The organism is Limnohabitans sp. Jir72 (assembly GCF_003063575.1).
Taxonomy (GTDB): Bacteria; Pseudomonadota; Gammaproteobacteria; order Burkholderiales; family Burkholderiaceae_C; genus Limnohabitans_A.
The window spans coordinates 1-609 of sequence record NZ_NESC01000043.1 but is presented as its reverse complement, the minus strand read 5'-3'; the positions used below and the strand labels follow the sequence as shown (position 1 = coordinate 609).

The 609-nt window shown below is 64.7% G+C and carries 1 protein-coding gene; it reads left to right on the top strand.

Going from position 1 to position 609, the window contains the following annotated elements:
- A partial coding sequence (locus B9Z52_RS17530) for a phage late control D family protein (protein WP_199222140.1) occupies window positions 1-609 on the top strand: 609 nt, incomplete at both ends.

The following is a 609-nucleotide window of genomic DNA, read 5'->3' as shown; positions in this document are numbered from 1 at the left end:
GCGCGACTACTGCGTGCAGTACAACGAAACCGACTTTGAATTCATCACCCGCCTCATGCAAGAGTGGGGCATCAACTACCACTTTGAGCACTCGGGCGGTGTGCACCGCCTGATCTTGAGCGACCACAACGGCGCCTTCAGCCCCCTGCAAAAGGGCCAAAGCGACAGCGCTTACCACCGCATGGCCTACTACCCCCCTGGCCACAAGGTGGACGAGGAGTACATCCACGCCTTCACCCCCACCGAGCGGCTCACAGCAGGCCAATACGCCAGCCGCGAATACGACTACACCCGCCCCAAAGTGGCCCTGGGTGCAAGCCAAGCCCAGCCCCGCCAAACAGGCCAGGCCAACCAAGAGGTGTACCTGTGGCGCGGGGGCAAAGTGCGCACAGGCCAAACGCCTGGGAATGACAGCGGCATCGGCAGCACCGCCAGCGGCAGCCTGCCGGGCAGCGACTACGCCCAAGAAAACAAAGGTGCGGGCAAAGGTGCGGGCAAAGGCTCCGACACCGCCCAGGCCAACCAAACCGAGCCCCAAGGCCAACACCTGGCACGCCTGCGCATGCAAGCGCTGCGCCAAGCAGGCCAACGCGCCAGCGGCGCAGGCCA